Annotated in this window: 35 protein-coding genes; 1 reads left to right on the plus strand and 34 read right to left on the minus strand. The window is 31.8% G+C overall.

Going from position 1 to position 18,494, the window contains the following annotated elements; all coding sequences use genetic code 11:
* Nucleotides 1-3: 3 nt before the first annotated feature.
* The 24 genes from KP014_RS20870 to KP014_RS20985 form a co-directional block, all read right to left on the minus strand.
* Nucleotides 4-156, minus strand: coding sequence for a hypothetical protein (locus KP014_RS20870; protein WP_175491762.1), 153 nt, complete (start codon nt 154-156; stop codon nt 4-6).
* A 30-nt stretch (nt 157-186) separates the two neighbouring features.
* Entirely contained in the window at nt 187-732 is a 546-nt protein-coding gene (locus KP014_RS20875) for a hypothetical protein (RefSeq protein WP_051499310.1), read from the minus strand.
* Nucleotides 733-769: 37 nt separating this feature from the next.
* Complete coding sequence (locus KP014_RS20880; RefSeq protein ID WP_036588346.1) at nt 770-1,051, minus strand: hypothetical protein; 282 nt, start codon at nt 1,049-1,051, stop codon at nt 770-772.
* 34 nt (nt 1,052-1,085) lie between these two features.
* Nucleotides 1,086-1,289, minus strand: coding sequence for a hypothetical protein (locus KP014_RS20885; RefSeq protein WP_036588348.1), 204 nt, complete (start codon nt 1,287-1,289; stop codon nt 1,086-1,088).
* 380 nt (nt 1,290-1,669) lie between these two features.
* Nucleotides 1,670-1,927 carry a hypothetical protein gene (locus tag KP014_RS20890; RefSeq protein ID WP_216700404.1) on the minus strand — a complete coding sequence of 86 codons (258 nt, stop codon included), beginning with the start codon at nt 1,925-1,927 and terminating at the stop codon, nt 1,670-1,672.
* A gap of 55 nt (nt 1,928-1,982) precedes the next feature.
* The gene (locus KP014_RS20895; RefSeq protein WP_036588355.1) at nt 1,983-2,234 is read right to left on the minus strand and encodes a hypothetical protein; all 252 of its coding nucleotides are present in this window, start codon (nt 2,232-2,234) and stop codon (nt 1,983-1,985) included.
* Nucleotides 2,235-2,267: 33 nt separating this feature from the next.
* Nucleotides 2,268-2,498 (minus strand): hypothetical protein, encoded by a 231-nt coding sequence (locus tag KP014_RS20900; protein ID WP_036588357.1) that lies wholly within the window; start codon nt 2,496-2,498, stop codon nt 2,268-2,270.
* A gap of 29 nt (nt 2,499-2,527) precedes the next feature.
* The gene (locus tag KP014_RS20905; protein ID WP_036588359.1) at nt 2,528-2,929 is read right to left on the minus strand and encodes a hypothetical protein; all 402 of its coding nucleotides are present in this window, start codon (nt 2,927-2,929) and stop codon (nt 2,528-2,530) included.
* Between the two features lie 39 nt (nt 2,930-2,968).
* Nucleotides 2,969-3,151, minus strand: a complete 183-nt coding sequence (locus tag KP014_RS20910; protein ID WP_036588362.1) for a hypothetical protein — start codon at nt 3,149-3,151, stop codon at nt 2,969-2,971.
* A gap of 26 nt (nt 3,152-3,177) precedes the next feature.
* Nucleotides 3,178-3,435, minus strand: coding sequence for a hypothetical protein (locus tag KP014_RS20915; protein ID WP_036588364.1), 258 nt, complete (start codon nt 3,433-3,435; stop codon nt 3,178-3,180).
* 14 nt (nt 3,436-3,449) lie between these two features.
* The gene (locus KP014_RS20920; protein ID WP_036588367.1) at nt 3,450-3,860 is read right to left on the minus strand and encodes a hypothetical protein; all 411 of its coding nucleotides are present in this window, start codon (nt 3,858-3,860) and stop codon (nt 3,450-3,452) included.
* A 28-nt stretch (nt 3,861-3,888) separates the two neighbouring features.
* The gene (locus KP014_RS20925) at nt 3,889-4,443 is read right to left on the minus strand and encodes an HNH endonuclease (RefSeq protein WP_036588370.1); all 555 of its coding nucleotides are present in this window, start codon (nt 4,441-4,443) and stop codon (nt 3,889-3,891) included.
* A 53-nt stretch (nt 4,444-4,496) separates the two neighbouring features.
* Nucleotides 4,497-4,646, minus strand: coding sequence for a hypothetical protein (locus tag KP014_RS20930; RefSeq protein WP_175491763.1), 150 nt, complete (start codon nt 4,644-4,646; stop codon nt 4,497-4,499).
* 147 nt (nt 4,647-4,793) lie between these two features.
* Nucleotides 4,794-5,042, minus strand: a complete 249-nt coding sequence (locus KP014_RS20935; RefSeq protein WP_036588373.1) for a hypothetical protein — start codon at nt 5,040-5,042, stop codon at nt 4,794-4,796.
* Nucleotides 5,043-5,169: 127 nt separating this feature from the next.
* Nucleotides 5,170-5,388: a hypothetical protein gene (locus KP014_RS20940; protein ID WP_036588375.1), complete on the minus strand. Its 219-nt coding sequence runs from the start codon at nt 5,386-5,388 to the stop codon at nt 5,170-5,172.
* Nucleotides 5,389-5,468: 80 nt separating this feature from the next.
* Entirely contained in the window at nt 5,469-5,678 is a 210-nt protein-coding gene (locus KP014_RS20945; RefSeq protein ID WP_036588378.1) for a hypothetical protein, read from the minus strand.
* A gap of 28 nt (nt 5,679-5,706) precedes the next feature.
* Entirely contained in the window at nt 5,707-5,886 is a 180-nt protein-coding gene (locus KP014_RS20950) for a hypothetical protein (protein WP_036588381.1), read from the minus strand.
* A 54-nt stretch (nt 5,887-5,940) separates the two neighbouring features.
* Entirely contained in the window at nt 5,941-6,105 is a 165-nt protein-coding gene (locus KP014_RS20955; RefSeq protein WP_175491764.1) for a hypothetical protein, read from the minus strand.
* Nucleotides 6,106-6,148: 43 nt separating this feature from the next.
* Nucleotides 6,149-6,319 carry a hypothetical protein gene (locus tag KP014_RS20960; protein ID WP_175491765.1) on the minus strand — a complete coding sequence of 57 codons (171 nt, stop codon included), beginning with the start codon at nt 6,317-6,319 and terminating at the stop codon, nt 6,149-6,151.
* A gap of 249 nt (nt 6,320-6,568) precedes the next feature.
* A complete protein-coding gene (locus KP014_RS20965) occupies nt 6,569-6,727 on the minus strand; it encodes a hypothetical protein (protein WP_175491766.1) in 159 nt (52 codons plus the stop codon).
* Nucleotides 6,728-6,759: 32 nt separating this feature from the next.
* Entirely contained in the window at nt 6,760-6,945 is a 186-nt protein-coding gene (locus tag KP014_RS20970) for a hypothetical protein (RefSeq protein WP_036588383.1), read from the minus strand.
* Between the two features lie 396 nt (nt 6,946-7,341).
* Entirely contained in the window at nt 7,342-8,355 is a 1,014-nt protein-coding gene (locus KP014_RS20975; RefSeq protein WP_051499311.1) for a hypothetical protein, read from the minus strand.
* 417 nt (nt 8,356-8,772) lie between these two features.
* The gene (locus KP014_RS20980) at nt 8,773-9,138 is read right to left on the minus strand and encodes a hypothetical protein (protein ID WP_175491767.1); all 366 of its coding nucleotides are present in this window, start codon (nt 9,136-9,138) and stop codon (nt 8,773-8,775) included.
* A gap of 406 nt (nt 9,139-9,544) precedes the next feature.
* Nucleotides 9,545-9,991, minus strand: a complete 447-nt coding sequence (locus KP014_RS20985; RefSeq protein WP_036588393.1) for a hypothetical protein — start codon at nt 9,989-9,991, stop codon at nt 9,545-9,547.
* A gap of 237 nt (nt 9,992-10,228) precedes the next feature.
* Here KP014_RS20985 and KP014_RS20990 point away from each other — a divergent pair, with 237 nt between their 5' ends.
* Nucleotides 10,229-10,756, plus strand: a complete 528-nt coding sequence (locus KP014_RS20990) for a helix-turn-helix domain-containing protein (RefSeq protein ID WP_175491768.1) — start codon at nt 10,229-10,231, stop codon at nt 10,754-10,756.
* 83 nt (nt 10,757-10,839) lie between these two features.
* Here the strand turns inward: KP014_RS20990 and KP014_RS20995 are convergent, their stop codons facing one another.
* From KP014_RS20995 to KP014_RS21040, 10 genes are all read right to left on the minus strand, one after another.
* The gene (locus KP014_RS20995; RefSeq protein ID WP_036588394.1) at nt 10,840-11,124 is read right to left on the minus strand and encodes a hypothetical protein; all 285 of its coding nucleotides are present in this window, start codon (nt 11,122-11,124) and stop codon (nt 10,840-10,842) included.
* Nucleotides 11,125-11,218: 94 nt separating this feature from the next.
* On the minus strand, nt 11,219-11,404 hold the full coding sequence (locus KP014_RS21000) for a hypothetical protein (protein WP_036588398.1): 186 nt from the start codon (nt 11,402-11,404) through the stop codon (nt 11,219-11,221).
* 480 nt (nt 11,405-11,884) lie between these two features.
* Nucleotides 11,885-12,253 (minus strand): hypothetical protein, encoded by a 369-nt coding sequence (locus KP014_RS21005; RefSeq protein WP_036588401.1) that lies wholly within the window; start codon nt 12,251-12,253, stop codon nt 11,885-11,887.
* A gap of 86 nt (nt 12,254-12,339) precedes the next feature.
* Complete coding sequence (locus KP014_RS21010) at nt 12,340-12,582, minus strand: hypothetical protein (protein ID WP_036588405.1); 243 nt, start codon at nt 12,580-12,582, stop codon at nt 12,340-12,342.
* Between the two features lie 43 nt (nt 12,583-12,625).
* Complete coding sequence (locus tag KP014_RS21015) at nt 12,626-12,988, minus strand: hypothetical protein (protein ID WP_036588407.1); 363 nt, start codon at nt 12,986-12,988, stop codon at nt 12,626-12,628.
* A gap of 80 nt (nt 12,989-13,068) precedes the next feature.
* Complete coding sequence (locus tag KP014_RS21020) at nt 13,069-13,275, minus strand: hypothetical protein (RefSeq protein ID WP_036588410.1); 207 nt, start codon at nt 13,273-13,275, stop codon at nt 13,069-13,071.
* A 77-nt stretch (nt 13,276-13,352) separates the two neighbouring features.
* Nucleotides 13,353-13,691, minus strand: a complete 339-nt coding sequence (locus KP014_RS21025; RefSeq protein ID WP_036588413.1) for a hypothetical protein — start codon at nt 13,689-13,691, stop codon at nt 13,353-13,355.
* A gap of 11 nt (nt 13,692-13,702) precedes the next feature.
* Nucleotides 13,703-14,002 carry a hypothetical protein gene (locus KP014_RS21030; RefSeq protein ID WP_036588416.1) on the minus strand — a complete coding sequence of 100 codons (300 nt, stop codon included), beginning with the start codon at nt 14,000-14,002 and terminating at the stop codon, nt 13,703-13,705.
* Nucleotides 14,003-14,125: 123 nt separating this feature from the next.
* The gene (locus KP014_RS21035; RefSeq protein ID WP_051499316.1) at nt 14,126-15,448 is read right to left on the minus strand and encodes a DUF2726 domain-containing protein; all 1,323 of its coding nucleotides are present in this window, start codon (nt 15,446-15,448) and stop codon (nt 14,126-14,128) included.
* Between the two features lie 10 nt (nt 15,449-15,458).
* Entirely contained in the window at nt 15,459-18,491 is a 3,033-nt protein-coding gene (locus KP014_RS21040; protein WP_051499318.1) for a helicase-related protein, read from the minus strand.
* Nucleotides 18,492-18,494: the final 3 nt, after the last annotated feature.

Raw genomic sequence — 18,494 nt, forward strand, 5'->3', positions numbered from 1 at the left:
TTTTTATTTTATAAGTCCTGAATACTTCATATCAGACATGCCTTTGTTTAATCCCGACATAATTGCTTCTCGAATTTCATCACTTGTTAATTTTCTTCGCCAATTTGGATCTGGAACAATGTTTCCTACTAACTTTCTTCTTTTTGATTCGCCCATAAATTCTCCTCACTTAATCAAATTGCTCTTTCATGCTATTTCGTAAATATGGTAACAATAGATTTCCTCAATTTCAGGTTCGTCATATAGATAATCCGCTTGAGAATTTTGCTTCCCGATATATTCACCCCACTTTTCCCATCTCCAACCACCGCTACTTGACTGATTCCTTTTTGTTGTTTTAGAAAGCCCCAAGACAAACTTACGATCATCTATTTCAAGTTCTGGATATTGGTCTAAGACTTGTTGATAGTCGTCGCAAACACCATAATTCCCTTTGCTTTCAACACCTTCATCCGAACATTTATTAAAATAATCCCAGTCGATATTACCATCTTCTGTCTTTCTAATTATCGAAAAACTGTCCCATCTTTCAATGATTTTATCTTCAGAGAACAATTCAATATAGTGATTGAAATTTAGTCCTGTATAATATATCCCCTTGGCGATTCGATGACAAAGCTCATCAGTTCCTTTTACTGAATACTTTCGATATTCTTCATCACTATAATGCTCTTTTAATCTTTCATTACATTCATCAATCAAATATTGTTTAAATTCAATGTCGATTAGCATTATTTATTCATCTCATTTATGTATCTTTATCAAAGACTTATTTCATCAACTCAAGAGCAGCCTTCAGTTGTGCTATATTCTCTTCGATTTTAGTTTTAATTTTCTCAATTGCTTCTTGTCTTGCGAGTTCATCATCCGTATTTTCAAGAACTTGCTGTTTAATTTGCATGAAATCTGAAGACATCAACCAAGTATCTTTAGGGTAATAAATATGACGATGAATTTTTACATCGATTCCATTTAAAAGTGCCAACCAGCAATTGGGAACTTTCTCTTTATCATTTCGACTATATGAGGATTTATCTTTCCATTCGATCATCTTTTTTTCTCCTTCCCACGAAATACTTCTTTCATTACCTATTCCATATGTTATCTTCTTTATCATCATTCCTTAAAATCCCACTCAATAAAGTAATTGTTTTTAATAATCCTTGCTTTTCAACTTCACTTACTCCTGTATGTTCAATATCATAACGAAGCCATTCGACCATTTCACTTGCTCTTTTGATTCTCCTAGCTTTTCTTCTCAAAATTGCTTCTGTTTCAGTCTCAGTCATAGAATGTCCAACCCCTTAAAATAATCCTTTCAAAAACCCCTTACTAATTCAAACCTTTGGCTAAACCATTCATCATTGTTCCATTCATGATTAATATCACACGCAATCATTTGATACCCCTGGATATGGCAACATTTGTCTTGTTTGCGCGGAAAGCATATCTTTGTAAATCGAAACATCGTAATTATCACCCTCTTTATACATGAGTTCACCCGCAAAACTATACACATGCTTTAGGCACTTAACCTTCATATCCTTCAATCTCCTTATAATAAAGTTCTCGTCTTCTATCTAAAGCGTATCTCATCGCTATTGATTCGTTGTGTTTCTTTATATGAATGCGCTTCGCCTATGTCACCCTTCGATACCCAAGTTACATATCAACTAGGAAGGATACAGGTATAAGTATGGATGTTCTCACTAATCACAGGCAATTGAAACTCACCACAATATTTCGGATATGTAATGTAACCATCAATCAGAAAATCAAAATAGTATTTTTCGATAAAATCAAATTTGTCTAGAGAAGGAACAAGAACAAACCACTTCTTTTTATCTATTGATTGAGATTGAACCGATAACTCCATACCCTGGTCAATGTTATATTTTTCATTGTCTATCTCGTCTGTAACAGCCATAGTACATACTATTCGGCATCTATAATCCATATTTTTCCTCTCCTTGTTAAAATATCTATCGTCTATTTAAGACCACCTGACTTGATTTAATTACTTCTGCTATATCATAGTTTTCAACTATATCCTTTAACGTTGAAAAGCATTTGATTACAAACGACTGTCTGTTACCACTGAGTTTAATAACTTGAAATCGCTTTGTATTAAAATTGTTGTAGATAACCATGTGGGGGTTGCCTTTCTTTGTTATGAACACATCGCCTACATTAAGATCAGATTCTTTATTCTCAATTCCCAAGTGTACTTTCATCTTCTCATCTCCTCGTGAAAGAATCCTTTTATCTTATTTTAACAGTCTTGCTCTATATCGCTTGACCATTTCATAAAGTAATGGCTCAGTGATTAAGTGAATCATATAAGTAACCCCGCCATTAATTTCACAAAACCGATCATAGGTGCTTCGAAGAATACCCTCTTGTAATACCCCAGTTTTTCTCCATTCTTCGTTTTCATGGAAGGCCGCTTCAATTTGTTCATCAGTCAATTCGGTCATCATCTGCCCAATAGTTTTCATTTCGTTTGTCTCCTTTTAAAATAATCTTTTCATCGTCCATTAAAATATTCTAAAACTTCATCTAAAGTATCCAAAGGTGTTATGTACTCTGATCCTTCAAACTTAGCCATCCACGGTTTCATAAATTTCAAATCAGCAATGGGTGTTTTGGTAATAATCTTTTTTCTCGTTTTTATTCGATCATTGTATCTTTCATCATTATCTTTAGTCATTGTGTGAGAGAAGTGATAAAGTTTCAAAAGTTCCTCATCAGTGAAATCATCTACAATGCCGTTGATAACTACCACAGATTTGCAGTCATAGATGTTGTATAGTGACTTTGTTTTATCTGTGTTTGATTCTTGCCAAATCCACCAGAACTGATTTAAGTCTCCATTCCACATTAACTTATCGATTAATGACTCTCTGGATACATCCATAATAACTGACACAACACTCATCTCCTCATGAAATATTCATTTCGTAGTCATCTAAACGGTTCTTTTAATGAATTTTCCACACCAGTACCAATCACCATTATGAAGAGAAAGCGTCTCTTTAATTTGGCCGCTACACTCCCAGCCTTCTGACTCCATCTTCTTCACATGACTGTCTCTTTCTTCTTTGGAGTCATATTGAAATGTAGCATTTGTGTATTCAGACAATATTTTCATTAATCTCAACCTCCGCATTGTACAAATTAATTAATCTCTTTCCTTATCTCTTTCCCTTCCTTTGTTACAGCTCCCATTCTTATGTATACATCAATATTTCGTGGAACCTTAAACTCATCTCTGTCAAACACTGGAGTAATTTCACCGTGTTCACCTGAAATCGATCCTCCTCCAACATGAAACCATCTACCGTCATAGTCTCGAATAAACCCCCAGCGTCCAAGATAAAGAGAGTCTTTGCTTGTTATTTTAACAAGTTTACCGATTAAGTTTTCAGGCTTCATAATTCCCCTCCAAGCTATAAAGATTGAAAACGTTCAGTATCGATTCTTGTTAAACGTTCCTTGTTCAGATTATCGTAAATTTTCAAAAGACGATTATCAGAAATTAGATTCCTCCCAAGTTGAAATGCTCTCGCTTCAAATTCAAATTTGTTTTCTATATATGACTTAGAATTAAACTTTTCAATTAATTCAGAGTTGTTCTTAAAGTCTAGATAGTGTCCAAATTCGTGATAAGCAATGCACATAAAAGTATCTTTTAGAAGATAGCCAAATCTTCCACTGATCCCCAGTACTTGACCAATATTAAAGTGTATAGAATTGGATTTAGGTCTATAAACCATAGGTTTGTATAATTCCTCATCTTTCACAATCAAGCAATCAAAGTCATTGCTATTGACAATCTCGTTCAGCAAATCTTCCCACATATTATTAGCTCCTTATCAAAGGATCATTTCACGCATTACCTTGATATTCTCCATAATACTTTTTTCTCATTTCGGCGGCAAATTCCCCAGCCTCATGGACATCCTCAAAAGTTCCAAGGATAGTATTTCTCTTGTTGATTTGTAGTTGAACAGACCACTTTTTAAGCTCTTTATTCCATGACACATTTCTATAACCAGATTTATTATTTTTATTCTTTGTTGTTCTATTCATTAAGTTTTTATCTTGTGAAGTGACTCTCAAGTTATCTTCACAGTTATTTAACTCGTTATTATCCTCGTGGTCTACAACTTCTCCCTCCTTAATCGGTTTGATAAAATGATGCATATAAATCATTTCATATCTTGGCTTTCCATCAACAACTCCTTTATAAACGGAGCATCGCGCATAGTAAGTGTTGTTTACTTTATTCCAATATGTATGCCAAGAATGCCCCAAATCTAAAAATTTTTGAAGATTTTTTAAATCAATGTAACACTCCATTGTCTCTTTTAGTCTGTTCTTTAAATAAATGATTACCCTATCACCATCAATAACATATTTATTAAATTTCTTTTTAGCCATACCCTTATTTACATTTCTCCTTTTAGATAATGTGATAAAAACATAATTTCATCTTAAGCAACTTCTTTCGTATGAATCATGATAATCCCTTTATCACTCTTACACATTTCAATAAATAGCTTCATATCTCCTTCTTTTTCAAATTTGTATCGATTTACACTTAATTTACCGCAGATTTTTTCAATAATTGATACTTCAAACATTTTATGTGCCACCCTCTTGCTATGTATATTGTTCCTTTGTCTTGTATTAATTATAACACATATAATTATTCATGTCTATTTATTTTTACTTTATAAATCTCAAATAAGAAAAGTGTCGTAGATAAAATCTCAACACTTTTCAGTCTATTAATATTTACTTTTAGATGAGAAATAGAATATGCCTACTGAAACAATAATGCAAATAGCAACTAATGGGAAGCTAACAAGATGATTGAATAACCAATTTGCGAAACCTTGTTGAAGCGACATGTCTACTTGTCCACCCAAAAACTCTTGCTTTTCAGGAGTTGTTACTTTTAATCCGTAGATGATCAAGCAAATTAATGGATAAACCAAAGCCAATGCTCCCAGTGCAATCTTCTGATCACGTTTCATATTCACCCTCCTTTCATCTATATATTGTATTGCTCGAATCAATCATAACACTATATATAGATTTTGGAAATATTTTTAATTATGACTAAAGGAAATTAATCTTTCACCGAAAAGAGTAGCCCTTCGGCTACTCCTCTTTTATCATCTTGTTCCAAGCGTCTTCAACAGCTTCGGCTTGAGTCATAAAAGAGTCAGATACAGATCTCTTTTTAGTCTCAAAATCTTCAAGATAACACTTAAACATTCCAACGGTTTTTAGAAATACTATGTACTCACGTCCATCCAATTCCATTATTGAAATCTGTACCTTGTTATTGTGTATTTGAGAATCGTTTATCATCAACATATGATCACTCCTTAATACAATTATATTTTAATATATCATGAATACAGTGTTAAATGAAACATCTTAATAAACTCAGACTTTCATGCTAATTCAATTTGAAGAACATACATATCTGGTTCCATACCACTTTCATTTTTGCCACTATGATTTATGAATCTAGAAACAACTTTGAATTTTACGATGCTCATTTTAAAAGTCAATAATACAAAGTCTCCTGTAGCTGGAATGTTCTTAGCTGTCACTAGTTGAAATAGATCAAGCGAATCACATGCATAGATAAACTTGTTCATGCTATTTCTCCTTTTTATCTGACTAAAATCATTCTTTTATGTTAAGCTCATCTTGACTTACCCATATTCTATTCCCATCATCACCCGTAATAAGATATTGCATTCTTTGCTCAATAATCTCGTATTTGTCTCCAGCAGGAAAGTATCCAATATAATTTTCCTGACTTACTTTAAGAATCGCGCTCTTTCCAATTTTCATAACTTTCATAAAAATTCCTCCTGTTTTTGTATTTTAATTTTAACGGAATTCGTTTCATCTAGACTAATGCCTTGCCATATCCCTAAAAACCGCTGCAATATCCTCATCATTAATGATCCCTATACTTCCATCAGATTGCAGAATTATTGCTTGTTTCTGATTTGGATCGTAACCTAAACCGTATCGCTCTGCTGCGGCTTTAATAATTTGTTGAATATCCTTCTCCATTCTAATCACTCCATTATAATATGCATTTCTATTTGTTTAAAATTCAACTTTCATGAGGCCTGGCTTCATCATTGTTAGTATACATCTTATTAATCATATCGCTTAATCTATTTATAATTCCTGAGTCCCTGCCTGTTACAGTCTCGATTCCCATAATATAAAACGCCGTATCGTGCAAAAGATCTGTTAACTTCATTTTCAATTCTTCATCCATATAAGTCTCTCCTTTTAAAATAACTGTTTCATTCAAATGTATTTACAGTTTTGCTTATACATCTAACGAACAAATTGCTGCCCTCTCTTTTATAAACGAAATAGCTTTTATTTTTAAATACAATGCAGTCACTTTCATAAATTTGAATATTCGACTTTACAGTAAATTCTTCTTCATCGTGGATCAATACTTTGTAGTTATTCATAATAACTCTCCTTTTCTTTGTAAAATCCTGCTTTCTTGGAATTATTAGTTATTATCAAGATCAACTAAATGTTCCCATGCATACGGTGTAATACAGGTCGCTTCTTCCTCGTTATAGCAGACTATATCTTTGCCGAATTTATAGTGTGATTCTTTCTTTGTATCAATCTCTTTCCCACAGTAAGCACATTTAACTTTTGCCATTTTATACGCCTCCTCTTAAAATACTGTTTTGATTAAGAAACTGATTTTAATTGACCAATCGAAAACCTAGCTGTTTTACCTACCGATTTATCTCCCTTAATCATTTCAGTTATTTTCACATCCACTTTTGCTGATTTAAATAGGTGTCCAACAACACATCCTTTATAATGCTGTCTTGACGTTTCAATTTCTACTGTCATTCCTACCATTGATTTCATTTTAAATAATCCTCCACTATTTCAATTTCGTTTCAGCATGAAATCGTTGTTTCCTTAAGAATTTTAATATGTTTTTCGTTATTTTTTCTTAATAATATTAAATCACCAAATCATTAATTAGTCCATTTATTTTCACTTTATAAATTCTTGGCTTGATCTCTCTGTACCATCTTTTATCTTCTGTCGTTTCCTATATTGTATAGTAAATACATTGATTCCCTGATCATATTGGCACTTATAACAAGTTGTGGGAAGCCCTCGACATTCACAGTAATGTGCTGCTGCTTGTGTTGTGGGGCTTCCACAATGATAACAGATGGGCTTATTATAGGGCATTTATCATCCTCATTATAATGGTAAAACAGCTATACTGTTTTAATCCACTTCACCATAATATTATTTGATACTTACACAGCCATGCTTATCAGTGATAAACCTTATTCCCTCTTCCAATTCCTTATTTTTAGTTCCGGTTGATTCATCTGTGAGAAGAATTCTTCGTAAGGAATTTAAATCATTTATAAGTACTTGATTATCTTTTTTATATTTTTCCAACAATTTATTTTTTCTTTTAATTAATCCTTCTTGTTCAATAATGGTGATTCTATTATTATTGACTTCCACCTCAAGACGGTTAACTTTTCCGTTTAATTCACTAACAATATTAAGTTGTTTAGAAATATTGCTTAATTTATCATTAATGCTAATAAGCTCATCTTTATTTGATTCATAATTTTTGAAATTACCGTGGAAGCATTCATTATTTTCCTGCTGAAGCATTAAACCATTCTCAACAATGAATTGGTTCAGTGAGCCATGTCTCTTGGTAATATAATGAACTTTTTGATATACATTATTTGGATTTCTATTCAACTCTTTTGCTGCATTTTTTATCGCAGCCATTTTATTAATTCCAGTGTTTTCCTGGATATTCAATATTTTATTTAATAAGACTAAATCGGAATCTGCCCAAGCACCAGTAACAACCTCCTTTGACTCTTGAGAAGATTGCTCTTCAATATTTAATAAATAGTTTCTAACCTTGACTGAAACTTCACTATCTCGTAAAAGCATACCGATACGTAAAATTGCACGTTTGGGCAATAATTTCACTACAAATTGCGAATTCGGTAGGGCTTTCTTCAACTTGAAGAAAGCTTCATCCTTACTGGTAATCGTATTTACACCATCACTTTCAAATTCATTTTTATGGCGGTTTAGAATAGTTGCAATAGTTTTATAATCAACCTCATAAAACTCTGCTGCCATTTTGACTGTCATATGTTCTTCATCGGGTAACAAACTTAACATCTTGACTTTTGATAAAACCCCTATTTTCTCTATGTATTGATCCCTAATACTTTTATCTTCAACAAAATTTTGCTCTACTAAACTCAATACTGCTCCCATTATTGTTTATCTCCTTTTATGTATTTAATTGTTATAAGATTCGATTAATGCTTCAAGTTTTGCAATCTGTGGCTTTTGTAAAGGCTGTTTGTTGTGAATGAACATCGAAAACAATGAATTTGATATATTTAATTTGTTTGCAATGAATGTTTTTTTAATACCTTTATCTTGTATTAATATTAAGGTTCTCTCTCTTAGTGTCATACATCCTTCTCCATTCAAATAAATTTCAATAGCTATTTAAAAAAATATTCGTTTATTTACGTCTAAATATAGCTATTTTTACTTTTATTCAATTATTACGAAAGTAACATTTCATGCAATGAATATATGATATTTGGAAAGCTGTAAGAAAAGTAATGTAGAACCAATATCATGAGTGAATAGAAAGAAAAATTCTGCTTATTCTACCGATTCTTAATCATATATTTTTAACTGTCTTTGTAAATATGGTGTTAATTTAAACGGGATATTCCTTCCATTTATTTCAGGTTCATTACAAGTTAAATTAATTTCATTAAATACATTATCTTTGTCTGTGTATAATACAATTCTTGCACAACTACCCCAATCAGTAGTTAGATAAAAATTAGCAATATGATGAACAGAAACAGGGAAATCATTAATATAAATAAATTTGTTATCGAAATTCATATTTATGCTTTCAATTTCTCTTTCATGGTTTCCATCTTCGCCAAGCGCATGAACAATAATGCTGGTTCCCTCGTTTAACTTGAGAAAACCAATAATTTCATTTACACCAACATACTTTTCATACATCATTATCGCTCCTCAACTACTTTATTTAATTATTATAACCAACTTCTGAAGATGTCCCAATACGTTCTCAATTAAATTAAAATTTGATCAAAATATTATTTATAGTAGGAATCATACAGAACTTTGATTGATTCATCATCCAGATGCTCGATTTTATCCCTAAATGTCTCCCTCAAATCAATCATAAATTCTTCGAAACTGGACGTAGTATTTTCTGACTTCAATTCTTTAATATAATTTGTTAAAATTACTAATGGAAAATGATTAAGATTTCCTACTTGAACATGCTTCACGCTTTGCTGTCTCCAAACTATGTATGTATTCTCTAATCTTGACTATATTATACCATCCCGCCACAACAAACACAATGTATTTAATATTTATTTTTACCTTATACCTTCTCCCTCGCTCATCCTCCCCTTATAATCACTTTCTCACCGTTTGCATTTTTAATGACCGCTTTATAAACTCCTGCTTCCTCTACAATCCCCATTAATTCAGATCCTTTCGTCCAGAACAAATGATACTCTACTGCCTCGCTAAACGCCACAGGTGCACCCAGAGCACGATACAAACTATCATTTACGATATATTCCCCTGACATATCTTCCTCATAAATCTCAGTCAAAATAAACTTACCTTGTGGAGTGCAAAGCACTTTATTAGGATAGTAATGTCCACAATCAGCAGCCATATTAATAATAGCCCACGTTGCGATTTCGTAGTTATTACTTGATGCTACAGCCTCCAACTCAGATTCATATATGTATTCATCATAAATTGTGTTCCCTCTGTCTGACAGCCTATCTGTTGCTACAGCAGCATAGTACAAAGTTAGTTCTGGTAGTTGGTTCATTGTCATATCCCCTTTTTTATTTAGTATTTTTATAATAACACAAACAAGTGTTCGTATAAACCTTATTTCGGGATGAAATAGGGAAGATTTTGGGATGATTATTGTTAATACCACTTTAATATGATAAACTCATATTATCCAATTAGGATATTATTTTCAAATAGTTTATCCTTATCGGATATTACAAATTGATTATATATCCTAATTGGATAAATGTAAATGCTTGGAGGAATCATTTTGGATATTTTTTCTGCAAGATTAAAATGGGCTAGAGAGAATTTAGATTTATCTCAGAAGGATATAGCTGAAAAAATTGGCATGTCGCCACAAGGATATGGAAAGATTGAGAATGGACAGCGCGAACCTAATTTGGAGACATTGGCTAAATTACCATCTATTTTGGGTGAAAGTGTTGATTTCTTAATTGGTGTAACCGATCTACACAAAGAAGCAGAGGAGATAATAAGAGAATTATCAGACACAATAAAAACAATTGATTTTTCACAAAGAAAATTGGCAAATTTAGAATATGAACGTTTAAAACTATCAAGTGGTTCAAATAATGATAGCTTGCTTCACTTTAAGTTGCGCCAAATAGAAAGGGGAACAGAATATCTTAATACGTATGAAAAACGATTGACTGCAATGTATGATGAGACAATTATTCAATTATCATTAATTCCCGGTGTTACCAAAGAGAAGGCAATTGAAATTGTTAACAATTTAGAAAATGATATTTTAAATCCAAGTAATACACAGTTCTAGGTCGTTAATGCAAAAAAGAGACGTAAAAGCGGATTTGTCGCTTAAAATCGTCTCTTTTAGCAAATGACTAGCTTTACAAAAAATTAGATAAATTCATCTACATATTCTACCGATATTTTATTCTCTTTGATAATAGTTTCTGCCTCATTCAAATCTATTTTACTATCTGGGTATTGAACAGTACTTCCATCAATTTTATTGAATCTTATATATGAGGATATTCGATAGTTTTCTAGCACACCTGATTTATGCCTTTGAGTAACTATCTCAACTTTAGCAATAGACTCAATAATAATATCTTGTATACCTTTATAGTTAATGATTGCTTTCCCACCCAAATTTATTGAAGTAAGCCTATAATCGCTCATTATATAACTCTCCTTCTCATGAATACTGACATCTAATTATAATTACTTTTTTAATAATGTACAATAAGGAAGATAGTATAAATTAAGCATTTTATTAAAATATTAGCAGATCATTATTGATAATCCGAATGTAATTTTTGAATTCTCCTTCTATGAATTTTATTCTGCTTGCTTTTATACCCTTATCCAATACTTCAAATTTCGTTCCAGTATCAACAACAACTCTTGAATCTGGGTAATCTTTATGTAAAAACAACTCATTTGTTGTTTGGCCTGTCATTTCGCTTCCTCCTCATGAATCAAGAAATTTATCAAAAATTATTTTCATCGAATTCAATATTTAATTCAATCAATTTAATGGTCGGCTCCCATAATCTCTTATGTACGCTTCCGGTGTATGCGTTTTTGTTATGCATAAAGAATTTATCTTTCGAGCAGACTTCGTGATGGACAGTTCTTTAAGGTAGTCTTCTTCTTTATTCAAACCTTTTGTATGGCAGTACCATCTTGTAAGATACTTAACTAATAAATCGTCTAAGCAGAATTCTAATTTGAAATCTGCCAACTCCCTTTTAAACCTTATAACAGAGGTCTTTCCCCAAAAACATATTTCGGCGTCTCTTCTCATTCCCTTAGTGAATTATATATCACCAGTAAAGCCGATCCCCCATATTTTGTGAGCATAAAAATCGGCTTTACTTTTTAATTTTAAGTTAAGTAATTCATAATTGATTGAGTTCTTAGCCATAATCATAAACCTCTATTCTTCTTCAATAAAATTTCCCTCATCGTCAAAATCTTCTGAATTGATACTATCAATAAAGATTTCTTTAAAGAATTGAATATCATCTTTATTAACAACTACGATTAATGCGTTGTTTTCTATTTTCACATAAATTTTCGCTTCATCAGTGCTAAAATCATACCCCGCTGTTCCACTTAAACTTTCCAAAACATCAACAGGAGCATAGAGCACAAGTTCATTTTGTGACCAATGATAAACGAGATGCTCTAATTCTTCGCTTGTAAGATCGTAATAAGAATCAATATATCCTATTTGTTTGGATAAAAGTTTCTTACCTTCAGTTTGTATAAGGTCCATTTTTTCTTGAATATTTTGAATGTTCATTTAAATTCCTCCCGGTATATGTATGGTTTAATTTTACTACATTCTACTAGACAAGTCTGTAAAATCACTCTTTTACTTAGAAATGCTTACATCGCTCCATCTAGTTTCAGAAGCCTCACAACTTTATTTACAACAGATTTCGGAATAACATCTTTGTATTCGAGTACCAACATATTCTCCCTCACTTTATACCCTACACGTTTTCCCAATTCTGTTGTTTTTATATTCCATCTATCTAAAAACAGAATGTCAACAAGCCACTTTTCATCGACTACAATTGTAAAAATGGGATCTTCTAAATGCGCACCTCTTTTTGAGCTGAATGGCATAGTTCTCGTCTCCTTATAGAACCCTCATTTAACAACTAACCGATTAATGTACATAGCGGTATGATTCAAAATCATTAAGACATTCCTCGCATGCTCTACCATTAAAAAGAACATTTCTTTCCTTAATGAAGTCAAATCTTCTTCCGATTACTTTTGAAACCGATACATATCTTCCACAGCAACGACAATGTTCTTTATAGGCATAAACCTCTTCAAGTTTGGCGTTAGTTACACCTTGTTCCATTACTTCATAAGCAGACTCTATGCTCTCAAATGTATTATCAATTACCTGTTCCCATCCAGAATCAATTAATGAGAAAAGTTTCTTGTCACTAGTCTTTTCTGCATCCAACACGAGAGCCACAGCGCCACTTTCATATTCTTTAATAAATCCATAGATGTGCATCGTTATTCCTCCAAACATGTTATTTGAATCTTAGTATAACATGAAGCTATAAGAGCTTATAAAATGAGTATTTCTTTTTGTTATCTAACCACCATCAAAGATCCTTTTCCTGCTTCGAATTTATTTTTAAGATATTCACCGTACATCTTTACATAATCAAGCTTTTCAAATTCATACATATTTGCACATGAGAACGAATTGTTGAATTCATATTTGAATTCTTCAAAAGACAATCCCGATTCAATTTCATTCAACGACTCTTGGATTCTTTTGTTCATATTTTTCATTTCAACCGCCTCCTATGTATTACCTTATGAACTAAGTATACATCAGAAGACGGTAATAGTCAATATATTATTTATTTTCACTTATTAAAATAACCTTTTACCTCCAAAAAGTTTATCGCTTCTCTTCCGCTGATCTTCTTATAGTCTCCCTCACACACTCCACGATTAACACTATAATATCCATAATCGACAGTAAATCCATTGTCATATACAAGCAACATAATAACTTTCTTACCTTTATAAATAAACGGTTTATCTAGACTTTCAATAACCCGCTGTCTTAATTGTCGTTTTTGTTCAAAGTCACACATCGCATGTACTGCCTGTTTACCAGCAGACCATTCGACTTCTTCGCCAATATTGATAGGATCATTACAAAACGGACAAACACTTGTAAATTTTGCTTTGATAATCATGTCTATTATGCCTACTCAATATATGAGTCAATAATCTCAATTTCTTCATCCGTCTGCTCATCGCCAACATAAATAATATGTACTTTCTTATTAATATATTGTTGTTTAAGTTGTTTTGTTAGTGTCTTATTTTCTTTCTTTGTGGCTACTCTTACAACATCAAGTGTCCAGAATCCACCTTGTTTGTCTCTGTTCGTCTCGGCAATGTAGTAGCCGCTCTCTGCTTGATAATATAGTTTTGTAATTGTGGCGTGCGATTTCGTGTTTAACTGGCGCTGCGGACGTTGTGGACGGCGTAGAGATGACGACAAGGGAAAGGACAGTGATAATAGTAAGAATGATTTTTTTCATGGGTAAAACCTCCATATATTTTTATATTTTTAATTATATTTTATATATTTATTTTTATCAAATAAAGTTTTGCTTTCCCCAGTTTAAACGTGTGTAACCGTTACAAGATTAAATTTAACTAATTCATGTTTCAATATTTCTTCTATATCTTCAAACTTCCAATATGGAATTCGTAAAAGTGGTATATTATTATTATTACAGAATTCATTTTTTATTTCGTCATTGTTTCGAGTGTTCATAAATGCCTTTTCACCAAAAATTGGTCTATAGTGCTGTTCTCCATCATATTCAATCAACATGTTAATATCTTGACTTCTCGAAAATACTACAAAATCAAAAGGTAATCTCCTTATATTTTTACATTCTTTAATTCTAAATTGTGTTTTGAAATTAATCTTCAAATCTGTTAATAATTTTGATATTTGCAATTCTCCTTTGGATTGTATGCATTTCGGGCATCTCTTACCGTTTTTAAAATTACCAAAAGAAGTATAGTATACATGATTTTTGTCGCATTGAATTTTCAATTTCTGTGAATTGTTTTTATAGCTCTCTGATAGTAGTCGATAACCTGTATTTGATTTCCCTTCTATATATTCTTTTACGTATTTATATTCTAACGGAACTGTACCCATACATATTTTACATCTATGTCCATTGAGAAAATGTATAAACTTCATCTCAACTATATGCCCTTTTGGGCATTGGACAATTACTTTTTTTGCACTTGTTTCATACGTAGACATTAAGATGTATCCTGCTTTGTTTATTATTAACTCTGCTTCTTCTTGACTTCTCCTGAGATTATCACTAGCCGTTGCCTTTGAGCATTTGGGACAGTGAGGCCCGTTAAGAATAGTTGACGGAGATGCTTTCCATTCATAACCACATATTTTATGTTTGGTTAAAATTGGTGTTTTGCGATTAATATATGTTTCTAAGATTTCATATTCAGTTCCCTTGTTTAAATTTTCGACTTCTTTTAGATAGGAATTATGGGTTTTCTTGGGGGTACTAAAACAATATGAACACCTATGTCCATTTAAAAAATTGTTTGGCTTTACTTTATAAATATTTCCGCAATTAACATGTTTCATTAAAATGTGTTTATTCGATAACTCATAATCACTTTCTAAAACATATTCATTTCCCACCAAATCATAAATTTCTTTAACAAATTGAGCATGTTCCTTCCTTGTTTTTTCTTGCAACTTAAATTTTGTACAATTATTACATCGTTGTTTATTTTGGTCTCTGAAATGATTAAAGGTTGTTATAAATATATTGCCGCACTTACACTTAATAGTCAGTTTTTCACGATTATTACTATATTCAGTATTTATCAATACACAGGATTGTTCGTTAATGTATTTACTTACCTCTTCGTAAGTCAATTTTTTTGTCATAGTTTCTCCTTCAAGAAATATTTTGCTCTCCCCATGTTAAGCGTACAGATCCATTTTCATCATATTCTTTTGTAATAATACTACTAAATATATCTAAACTTATCCCAAATTCTCCGAATATCTCAGCATCCTCCTTATATTCACACTGTTTAACAAATTCATTGATCCGTTGTTTGGACATCAACAAAGCCAGAATATTCTGCTCCAAGGTATTTAAATAAGTTACAAAGTGGATCATTGTTTTATTCTTGCTGTTAAGTCTCGTAAAACGGCCTATATACTGCATCATATTCGCAATGTTATATTGTAGACCCTCGCATATTACAACGTCACAAGAAGGGATATTGACGCTCTCAGAGAGACTCATCTGTGTAGAAATGAGCAATCCGTTTTCTGTTGCTTCAAATTCTTTTATAATCTCTTGACGCTTTTTAAATGGAGTTTCGCCTAATATCAAAAATATAGGTCGCTCTTTAAACTCAGTTCTTAATTTATTGTAATAATAAGTTGCCGAATCAATAAATGTTGTTCCGATTGCTACTTTATCGCTATTTGCACTGTTAATAATTTTTACTATTTTTTTATATTTATTCGGCTCCACCTTACCATCATATTCCTTCAATTTATGCGGAATAGAAACAGCTTTTTGTAGCAATTGTATCTGTTGAATAATTCTCAACATTGCATCGCGTCTATAGTTGCCAGACGTTCCATAATAGCCCCTAACAATGGAGTGGAACTCTTCCATAATTAATCTATATACTTCTTGTTCATTGTCATTCTGGCTTATTCTATGCGTCTTAAACTCGACCACATCTTTAGTCATGACATCAAACATGCTACGGACAATAATAGTTTTTTCAATAAGTTTAACAAGTTTGCTCGAATTCATAATGTCTTGATTTCCTTTTTGAATTCCAAACACAGAAGTTTTTTTAGGAGAGAAACAAGAAGAAAAAACGCTTTGTTTGTATGCAGGAAAAGGATGTTTATAATATTTATTATGTTCCTCTTTCCACTCTCCTGTTTTTTTATCCTCGGATAAAACAGTTTCACATTCACAAATACAATTTATGCTGCTACCGTAAAGGATCATGAATTGTGAATACAATTCGTTAGCTGTATTTTTAGTTGGCGTTCCCGACATTAATAATTTATATGGTACTTTTTGAAATACATTGATGGTCGCCTTTGTTGTTTTTGTGTTTGGGTATATGCAGCGGTGACTCTCATCTAAAATGAAAGCAATTTTTCTGCCCTGCATCTTTATATATTTTTTGATATTTTTTTGATATTTAACTAACATATTAAAAGATATTAAAACTATATCGTCAGGCTGAATATTGTGAATGTCTGATAATGTTTCTATTTTTTTATATGGAAGGTCATAGGATTCTAATCTATCCGTCCATGTCATTTTAATTGAAATACTGGAAGATACAATAAACGTATTTCTTATGCTATTATTTTCAATGAAATACTTCATCCACGTTATTCCTGCTTCTGTCTTTCCCAGTCCAACATTCCAAGCAAGCAAAGCCCGATCCTTTTGTAATATCTTTTGTATATCTTCTTTCTGAAAATTTTTAAGTTTTATAAATTGTTTTGAATTTTTATTATATAGCGTGAAGGCTTCAAGCCAGTCTGATATATATTCATTCTGTCCTATCTCCTTAAATGGCTTGCTTTGCTGAGTATGTGCTTTAATTTTTTTATTGAGTAGTTTTCTATATGTTTGATCTTCAAACGGGTATTCACCTTTTAAAATCATGTCATTAAAACTAACCTCTTTAACTCCAGTAAACTTCGATAAGTATATTTTATTTTTGTGTGAGTATCCTTTTAGTTTTAGACTGTTAGATTTCTTGACCAATTTAATACAATCATGCTCTACTCTGTGTTGATTTTTTAGTATTTTCTTCAACTTTGAAATAATCATATTCGGCGTTAACTTAGCATTAGACCATTCTTCCGCAGACATTCCCTCCGGTTTTACCTGAATTTTATATCTATGTAACATTTCACTACATTTTGCATAATGAATGCACGTTTTTTGATTTCTTTTAATGTCGAACAAAAGTTTATTAACTTTGAACTGAAAATCCTGCTCTTCTTTGGTATTACTATTTGCTGCTGCAATCTCATAAAATAGTTTCGCTTTTAATGTTTCCTTTTGTTGCATAACTGGTGCTATGTATTGAGTATGATATTTATCGGCTATCTCAGCAGAAAACTCACTAATTAATATTCCTTTATTACTGTACGGAATATCTGTTAAATGCCCACTTTTGCGCTGAAAGAATAATATTTTAGTTTTAAAATTATTTACTCCAACGTTTTTAAATACATCGCTAGGTAAATTTAATTGTAATAAAAAGTTAAATTTATCATTAATCATTTCTATATCTATCTTGTTTGAAAATTCATCGGCAAGAAAAGTGTCTGGAACAATGATGCAAAATAGAGAGGAGGGTTTTAAGAGTTCGGCAGATTTTAAACAGTAGTACATCTGACTTGTTACTTTCTTATTATCCCATTTGAAGCCCTCTATATTATACGGAGGATTTCCACAAATTAAATCGAAACGGGTTAATGGTGTATATTCCCGAATATCGCCTAACGTTGCGTTAACTTTAGGATATAAAAATTTTTGAACTTTGAAAGATTTAATGTCAATCTCATTTGTATAAACATTCTCATGACACGGCAACCAGTTTAAAAAAGCACCATGACCCGCTGTAAAGTCTCCAATTATGTCGTGAATGGACGGTTTGAGCATCAAAGATAGGAAACGGGTTAATTCATAAGGTGTATAAAATTGTCCATTTTCTATTTCACGTTTTGCGGAAGAAAATTCATGGAAGTTGGCATAATCACTAAAAGATAGCCCATGTAAACCACCATCTCCAGAATAACATAAAAACACATGATTTTTAGAGATTCCATGCTTTTCTGTCAGATTGTTATCGATCAAATAAAGCACTTTTTCATTTATTTCCTTTCTTTTATTTTGAGGAATAATAACGTTATTTAATTCATACATAAT

The organism is Paenibacillus sophorae (genome assembly GCF_018966525.1).
Classification (GTDB): Bacteria; Bacillota; Bacilli; order Paenibacillales; family Paenibacillaceae; genus Paenibacillus_AQ; species Paenibacillus_AQ sophorae.

What these genes read in the sequence shown, in the direction of transcription:
- KP014_RS20975 (WP_051499311.1), bottom strand. Translation starts at nt 8,355, where the DNA reads ATGGGAGCAGTATTGAGTTTAGTAGAGCAAAATTTTGTTGAAGATAAA.
- KP014_RS20910 (WP_036588362.1), bottom strand. Translation starts at nt 3,151, where the DNA reads ATGAAAATATTGTCTGAATACACAAATGCTACATTTCAATATGACTCC.
- KP014_RS20930 (WP_175491763.1), bottom strand. Translation starts at nt 4,646, where the DNA reads ATGTTTGAAGTATCAATTATTGAAAAAATCTGCGGTAAATTAAGTGTA.
- KP014_RS20955 (WP_175491764.1), bottom strand. Translation starts at nt 6,105, where the DNA reads ATGGAGAAGGATATTCAACAAATTATTAAAGCCGCAGCAGAGCGATAC.
- KP014_RS20915 (WP_036588364.1), bottom strand. Translation starts at nt 3,435, where the DNA reads ATGAAGCCTGAAAACTTAATCGGTAAACTTGTTAAAATAACAAGCAAA.
- KP014_RS21015 (WP_036588407.1), bottom strand. Translation starts at nt 12,988, where the DNA reads ATGCACATCTATGGATTTATTAAAGAATATGAAAGTGGCGCTGTGGCT.
- KP014_RS21000 (WP_036588398.1), bottom strand. Translation starts at nt 11,404, where the DNA reads ATGACAGGCCAAACAACAAATGAGTTGTTTTTACATAAAGATTACCCA.
- KP014_RS20980 (WP_175491767.1), bottom strand. Translation starts at nt 9,138, where the DNA reads ATGATGTATGAAAAGTATGTTGGTGTAAATGAAATTATTGGTTTTCTC.
- KP014_RS20900 (WP_036588357.1), bottom strand. Translation starts at nt 2,498, where the DNA reads ATGAAAACTATTGGGCAGATGATGACCGAATTGACTGATGAACAAATT.
- KP014_RS20925 (WP_036588370.1), bottom strand. Translation starts at nt 4,443, where the DNA reads ATGGCTAAAAAGAAATTTAATAAATATGTTATTGATGGTGATAGGGTA.
- KP014_RS21010 (WP_036588405.1), bottom strand. Translation starts at nt 12,582, where the DNA reads ATGCCATTCAGCTCAAAAAGAGGTGCGCATTTAGAAGATCCCATTTTT.
- KP014_RS21020 (WP_036588410.1), bottom strand. Translation starts at nt 13,275, where the DNA reads ATGAAAAATATGAACAAAAGAATCCAAGAGTCGTTGAATGAAATTGAA.
- KP014_RS20895 (WP_036588355.1), bottom strand. Translation starts at nt 2,234, where the DNA reads ATGAAAGTACACTTGGGAATTGAGAATAAAGAATCTGATCTTAATGTA.
- KP014_RS20885 (WP_036588348.1), bottom strand. Translation starts at nt 1,289, where the DNA reads ATGACTGAGACTGAAACAGAAGCAATTTTGAGAAGAAAAGCTAGGAGA.
- KP014_RS20965 (WP_175491766.1), bottom strand. Translation starts at nt 6,727, where the DNA reads ATGGCAAAAGTTAAATGTGCTTACTGTGGGAAAGAGATTGATACAAAG.
- KP014_RS20970 (WP_036588383.1), bottom strand. Translation starts at nt 6,945, where the DNA reads ATGAAATCAATGGTAGGAATGACAGTAGAAATTGAAACGTCAAGACAG.
- KP014_RS20960 (WP_175491765.1), bottom strand. Translation starts at nt 6,319, where the DNA reads ATGGATGAAGAATTGAAAATGAAGTTAACAGATCTTTTGCACGATACG.
- KP014_RS20880 (WP_036588346.1), bottom strand. Translation starts at nt 1,051, where the DNA reads ATGATCGAATGGAAAGATAAATCCTCATATAGTCGAAATGATAAAGAG.
- KP014_RS20985 (WP_036588393.1), bottom strand. Translation starts at nt 9,991, where the DNA reads ATGAACCAACTACCAGAACTAACTTTGTACTATGCTGCTGTAGCAACA.
- KP014_RS20950 (WP_036588381.1), bottom strand. Translation starts at nt 5,886, where the DNA reads ATGAAAGTTATGAAAATTGGAAAGAGCGCGATTCTTAAAGTAAGTCAG.
- KP014_RS20995 (WP_036588394.1), bottom strand. Translation starts at nt 11,124, where the DNA reads ATGAGCGATTATAGGCTTACTTCAATAAATTTGGGTGGGAAAGCAATC.
- KP014_RS21025 (WP_036588413.1), bottom strand. Translation starts at nt 13,691, where the DNA reads ATGATTATCAAAGCAAAATTTACAAGTGTTTGTCCGTTTTGTAATGAT.
- KP014_RS21040 (WP_051499318.1), bottom strand. Translation starts at nt 18,491, where the DNA reads ATGTATGAATTAAATAACGTTATTATTCCTCAAAATAAAAGAAAGGAA.
- KP014_RS20940 (WP_036588375.1), bottom strand. Translation starts at nt 5,388, where the DNA reads ATGTTGATGATAAACGATTCTCAAATACACAATAACAAGGTACAGATT.
- KP014_RS21005 (WP_036588401.1), bottom strand. Translation starts at nt 12,253, where the DNA reads ATGAACATTCAAAATATTCAAGAAAAAATGGACCTTATACAAACTGAA.
- KP014_RS20920 (WP_036588367.1), bottom strand. Translation starts at nt 3,860, where the DNA reads ATGTGGGAAGATTTGCTGAACGAGATTGTCAATAGCAATGACTTTGAT.
- KP014_RS20935 (WP_036588373.1), bottom strand. Translation starts at nt 5,042, where the DNA reads ATGAAACGTGATCAGAAGATTGCACTGGGAGCATTGGCTTTGGTTTAT.
- KP014_RS20870 (WP_175491762.1), bottom strand. Translation starts at nt 156, where the DNA reads ATGGGCGAATCAAAAAGAAGAAAGTTAGTAGGAAACATTGTTCCAGAT.
- KP014_RS21035 (WP_051499316.1), bottom strand. Translation starts at nt 15,448, where the DNA reads ATGACAAAAAAATTGACTTACGAAGAGGTAAGTAAATACATTAACGAA.
- KP014_RS20890 (WP_216700404.1), bottom strand. Translation starts at nt 1,927, where the DNA reads ATGGCTGTTACAGACGAGATAGACAATGAAAAATATAACATTGACCAG.
- KP014_RS20875 (WP_051499310.1), bottom strand. Translation starts at nt 732, where the DNA reads ATGCTAATCGACATTGAATTTAAACAATATTTGATTGATGAATGTAAT.
- KP014_RS20945 (WP_036588378.1), bottom strand. Translation starts at nt 5,678, where the DNA reads ATGAACAAGTTTATCTATGCATGTGATTCGCTTGATCTATTTCAACTA.